Below are 4985 nucleotides of genomic sequence, written 5' to 3'. Positions count from 1 at the left end.
CGCCTCACGGCGGTTTTTTTTTCGTCCGGGCCCGGCTTACTGGAAAGCCTGGATGCCGGTCTGGGCGCGGCCCAGGATCAGCGCGTGGATGTCGTGCGTGCCTTCATAGGTGTTGACCACTTCCAGGTTCACCATGTGGCGGATCACGCCGAACTCGTCGGAGATGCCGTTGCCGCCCAACATATCGCGCGCCACGCGGGCGATGTCCAGCGACTTGCCGCAGGAATTGCGCTTCATCATGGAGGTGATCTCGACGGCGGCGGTGCCGGCGTCCTTCATGCGGCCCAGCTGCAGGCAGCCTTGCAGGCCCAGCGTGATCTCGGTCTGCATGTCGGCCAGCTTCTTCTGCACCAGCTGGTTGGCCGCCAGCGGACGGCCGAACTGCTGGCGGTCCATGGTGTACTGGCGCGCCGTGTGCCAGCAGGCTTCGGCCGCGCCCAGCGCGCCCCAGGCGATGCCGTAGCGCGCCGAGTTCAGGCAGGTGAACGGGCCTTTCAGGCCGCGCACGTCCGGGAAGGCGTTCTCTTCCGGGCAGAACACATTGTCCATCACGATTTCGCCGGTGACCGAGGCGCGCAGGCCGAACTTGCCGTGGATGGCGGGCGCGGACAGGCCGGCCATGCCTTTTTCCAGCACGAAGCCGCGGATCGCGCCTTCATCGTCCTTGGCCCACACCACGAACACGTCCGCCACCGGGGAATTGGTGATCCACATCTTGGCGCCGGACAGCGCGTAGCCGCCCGCTACCTTCCGGGCGCGGGTGATCATCGAGCCGGGGTCGGAACCGTGGTTCGGCTCGGTCAGGCCGAAGCAGCCGATCCACTCGCCGGTGGCCAGCTTGGGCAGGTATTTCTGTTTTTGTGCTTCGGTGCCGAACTCGAAGATGGGCACCATCACCAGCGACGACTGCACGCTCATCATGGAGCGGTAGCCGGAGTCCACGCGTTCGACTTCGCGCGCGATCAGGCCGTAGCTGACGTAGTTCAGGCCGGGGCCGCCGTACTGGTCCGGGATGGTGGGGCCGAGCAGGCCCAGTTCGCCCATCTCGCGGAAGATGCTGGTGTCCATGCGCTCGTGGCGGAACGCTTCCAGGATACGCGGCGCCAGCTTGTCCTGGCAGTAGGCGGCGGCGGCGTCGCGCACCATGCGTTCTTCGCTGGTCAGCTGGTCGTTCAGCAACAGGGGATCGTCCCAGTGGAATTGCGCGCGGGCTTGGCTCATGGTGTGGTCTCTGGTTATGGTGAAAGATCCCGGTATTCTAGAACGCCGACCCCGCAGCGGCTATTCAAATGGCGACACCAATTTCCGTTTTTAGCCCAGGGTTCAGCGCAGCCCCCGGAACTGCCCGCCGTGGAACACCAGCGGCGCCTGCGGGGCCGATTCGCAGTGCTCCACTTCGCCCACGAAAATCACGTGGTCGCCCTCCGGGTAGCGGCTGCGGTTGTGGCATTCGAACCACGCGGCGGCGCCCTTCAGGATGGGCTGGCCGGTGCGCGACAGCTCGTACTCGGCGCTGGCCCACGGGTCTTCGCCGCGGCTGGAGAACAGCTTGGCCAGGTGTGCCTGGCTGGCGTTGAGCACGTTGATCACGTAGTGCGAGTTGCCGGTGAAGATGGGCAGGCTGTTGGCGCCGTTGGCCAGGCTCCACAGCACCAGCGGCGGGTCGAGCGAGACGGAATTGAAGGAGCTGGCCGTCAGGCCGCGGAAGGTGCCGTCGGCCAGGCGGGTGGTGATGACGGTAACGCCGGTGGCAAACTGCGACAACGCCTGGCGGAAGTGCAGCGTATCGAATTCACGCGAGTCGGCGCGGGGGGAGCTAATATTCATGGGGAACCTGTATTTTCCAACATTATGCCAAAGAACCGCACCGCACAGCATTTGCAGGTGCATGCGCTTGCGCTTTGCGTTACAGTAGTCATCATCAAACGTGCTCTGAGCGGGAGGGACGGTATGACTAGCAATGCGGCAGCGACGGAAGTGGCCGTGCTTGGCGGCGGCTGTTTCTGGTGCACCGAGGCCGTGTACCTGGAAGTGCGCGGCGTGCGCGGCGTGCAATCGGGCTACACCGGCGGCCAGCAGCCCGACCCCACCTATGAACAGGTGTGCACCGGCGCCACCGGCCATGCCGAAGTGGTGCGGCTCGAGTTCGACCCGGCCGTCATCAGCTACCGCGACCTGCTGGAAATCTTCTTCACCATCCATGACCCCACCACCTTGAACCGCCAGGGCAACGACGTCGGCACCCAGTACCGCTCGGTGATCTATTACCAGTCGCCGGAACAGGAAGCCACCGCGCGCCAGGTGATCGCCGAAATGGCGGTGGTGTGGGACGCGCCCATCGTCACCGAACTGTCGCCCGCGCAGCCTTTCTACAAGGCCGAGGACTATCACCAGAATTATTTCGAGCAGCACCCGCTGCAAGGCTATTGCGCCTTCGTGGTGGCGCCCAAGGTGGCCAAGTTCCGCAAGACCTACAGCAACCGCCTGAAGTAAGCTGTATAAAAACGATAACAATAAGTGGCTGCCCCATGAAGGTAGTGATTGTTGACGATACCCACATCAACCTGGTGTTGATGTCGCGCCTGATCGGCAAGCTCGAAGGCGTGGAGACGGTCAGCTTCCGGGCCGCGCACCCGGCGCTGGCATGGTGCAACAGCCATGCCTGGGACTTGCTGATCATCGACTACATGATGCCCGACATGGACGGCCTGGCGCTGATCGCCGGGTTGAACCATGGCCTGCAGGCGGACCCGCGCGAACGCCCGCCGGTGCTGATGGTCACCGCCAGCACCGACGTCGAGGTGCGCCACCGCGCGCTGGAGAACGGCGCCAGCGACTTCCTGATCAAGCCGATCGACAAGGTGGAGTTCCTGGCCCGCACGCGCAACATGCTGCAGCTGCGCCGCGCCACCGTGGGCCTGCGCGACGAGGTGCACAAGGCCACCGCCGAACTGCGCGCGCGCGAGCAGGAAACCATCATGCTGCTGGCGCGCGCCTCCGAATACCGCGATCCGGAAACCGGCGCCCACATCCTGCGCATGGCGCATTATTCGCGCCTGATCGCGGCCGAACTGGGGCTGTCCGAACAGGAGCAGGAAGACATTTTGAACGCGGCGCCGATGCACGACGTGGGCAAGGTCGGCACGCCGGACCAGATCCTGCTCAAGCCGGGCCGCCTGAACGAGGAGGAAATGGCGGTGATGCGCCAGCATGCGCGCATGGGCTATGACATCCTCAAGGGCAGCCAGGCGCGCATGCTGCAGCTGGCCGCCGAGATCGCGCTCAGCCACCACGAGCGCTGGGACGGCGCCGGCTATCCGGGCGGCCACGCCGGCGAGGACATCCCGCTGGTGGGCCGCATCGTCGCCGTGGCCGATGTGTTCGACGCGCTCACCAGCGTGCGGCCGTACAAGCAGGCCTGGAGCATGGAACAGGCGCGCCAGTACCTGCTGGACCACCGCGGCAGCCATTTCGACGCGCGCTGCGTGAACGCGCTGCTGGCGCGCTGGGGCGAAGTGCAGGCCATCAGCGCGCGCTACCGCGACGAGGGACGGCCGGCCTGAGGCCAGCCGCGCGGCGCCGCCATGCAGTACGCCCGCCTGCTCAACCTGGTGCAGCGCGCGCTGGGCGCGCAGGACGACGCGGAAATGCGGCAGCGCCTGGCGGACTTGCGCGCCATCGGCGAAACCACGCTGGCCAACGGCTTGCTGGCCCTGCTGGTGGAGGGCGAGCGCGCCGACCCCGGCCCCGGTCCCGGCCTGCCGCCGCAGCGTGAGACGGAGGCGGACGCGCGCCACCGGCAGGAGCTCACCGAACAGATCCTGGACCAGCTGCCCATCCCCGTGTTCCTGAAGGACCGCGAAGGGCATTTCCTGCGCTTTAACAAGCGCTTCGAGGAATTCACGCAGCGCACGCGCGAAGAAATCCTGGGGCGCACCATCGAGCACTTCGCCTCCCCGCGCTGGGCCGAGGCCACGCGCGCCGAGGACAGCCTGGCCTGGCGCAGCGGCCGCATGGTGACCAGCGAGCGGCGCCTGATGAGCTTTGATCCGCCGCGCGACGTGCTGGTCAGCCGCAGCGTCATCAACAGCGGCGGGCGCAGCTATATGCTGGGCTACTTCATCGACATCAGCGAACAGCGCGCCGCGCGCGACGCCATGCAGCGCGCGGTGGAATCGGCCGAAACGGCCAGCCGCGCCAAGAGCGAGTTCCTGGCCAATATGAGCCACGAAGTGCGCACGCCGATGAACGGCATTCTCGGCATGACGGAACTGGTGCTCGAATCGGACCTCACGCCCGAGCAGCGCGCCGACATCGGCCTGGTGAAGGCCTCGGCCGACGCCTTGCTGGCCATCGTCAACGACATCCTGGACTTCTCCAAGATCGAGGCCGGCAAGCTCGACCTGGAGGACGTGCCGTTCGACCTGCGCCAGATGGTGGAGGACAGCGTGCGCGTGATGGCGCTGCGCGCGCGGCAGAAAGGGCTGGCGCTGCGCTGCGAACTGCCGGCCTCCCTGCCGCGCAACGTGAAGGGCGACCCGGGGCGGCTGCGGCAGGTGCTGATCAACCTGATCGGCAACGCCATCAAGTTCACCGGCCAGGGCGGCGTCACGGTGGCGGTGGCGCTGGGGCGCGAGGACGACGAGCGCTGCGACGTCACGTTTTCGGTGCGCGACACCGGCATCGGCATCCCGCTGGAAAAGCAGAAGCTGATCTTCGAGGCGTTCGCGCAGGTGGACGGCTCCACCACGCGCGAATACGGCGGCACCGGGCTGGGGCTGACCATCTGCCGCCGGCTGGTGATCCTGATGCAGGGGCAGATCGGCGTGGCCAGCGAGCCGGGGGCGGGCAGCACCTTCAGCTTCACGGTGCCGCTGCGGCACACCGGCCTGGCCGTGGCCGCGCCGCTGCCCGCGCTGCAGCCGCCTGCCGCGCGCGGGCTGGTGCTGGCGGAGGGCGATGTGGCGGCCGCGTCGCCGGGCCCG

5 protein-coding genes are annotated in these 4985 nt (G+C 67.0%); 3 read left to right on the top strand and 2 right to left on the bottom strand.

Annotated elements, in window-relative coordinates; genetic code table 11:
* Positions 1-36: 36 nt before the first annotated feature.
* Together AC6H42_RS14015 and AC6H42_RS14010 are read right to left on the bottom strand one after the other, a co-directional pair.
* Complete coding sequence (locus AC6H42_RS14015; RefSeq protein WP_497548306.1) at positions 37-1221, bottom strand: acyl-CoA dehydrogenase; 1185 nt, start codon at positions 1219-1221, stop codon at positions 37-39.
* 102 nt (positions 1222-1323) lie between these two features.
* Complete coding sequence (locus tag AC6H42_RS14010) at positions 1324-1827, bottom strand: flavin reductase family protein (protein WP_057152994.1); 504 nt, start codon at positions 1825-1827, stop codon at positions 1324-1326.
* 123 nt (positions 1828-1950) lie between these two features.
* On the opposite strand from AC6H42_RS14010, the gene msrA reads away from it, so the two are divergent.
* The 3 genes from msrA to AC6H42_RS13995 form a co-directional block, all read left to right on the top strand.
* Positions 1951-2493 carry a peptide-methionine (S)-S-oxide reductase MsrA gene (gene msrA / locus AC6H42_RS14005; RefSeq protein ID WP_057152996.1) on the top strand — a complete coding sequence of 181 codons (543 nt, stop codon included), beginning with the start codon at positions 1951-1953 and terminating at the stop codon, positions 2491-2493.
* 35 nt (positions 2494-2528) lie between these two features.
* Positions 2529-3563 carry an HD-GYP domain-containing protein gene (locus AC6H42_RS14000; protein WP_497548305.1) on the top strand — a complete coding sequence of 345 codons (1035 nt, stop codon included), beginning with the start codon at positions 2529-2531 and terminating at the stop codon, positions 3561-3563.
* A gap of 21 nt (positions 3564-3584) precedes the next feature.
* Positions 3585-4985 (top strand): PAS domain-containing protein (locus AC6H42_RS13995; protein ID WP_497548304.1); only part of this gene is annotated, 1401 nt, incomplete at its 3' end.

It is taken from the genome of Massilia sp. NBRC 108631, assembly GCF_059704565.1.
Note: the sequence above shows the minus strand (reverse complement) of the source record. Positions and strands in the feature narration are given on the sequence as shown.

Bases quoted from the DNA above. Each gene is read 5' to 3' on its own strand.
- AC6H42_RS14015 (WP_497548306.1), bottom strand. From the start codon at position 1,221: ATGAGCCAAGCCCGCGCGCAATTCCACTGGGACGATCCCCTGTTGCTG.
- AC6H42_RS14000 (WP_497548305.1), top strand. From the start codon at position 2,529: ATGAAGGTAGTGATTGTTGACGATACCCACATCAACCTGGTGTTGATG.
- msrA (WP_057152996.1), top strand. From the start codon at position 1,951: ATGACTAGCAATGCGGCAGCGACGGAAGTGGCCGTGCTTGGCGGCGGC.
- AC6H42_RS14010 (WP_057152994.1), bottom strand. From the start codon at position 1,827: ATGAATATTAGCTCCCCCCGCGCCGACTCGCGTGAATTCGATACGCTG.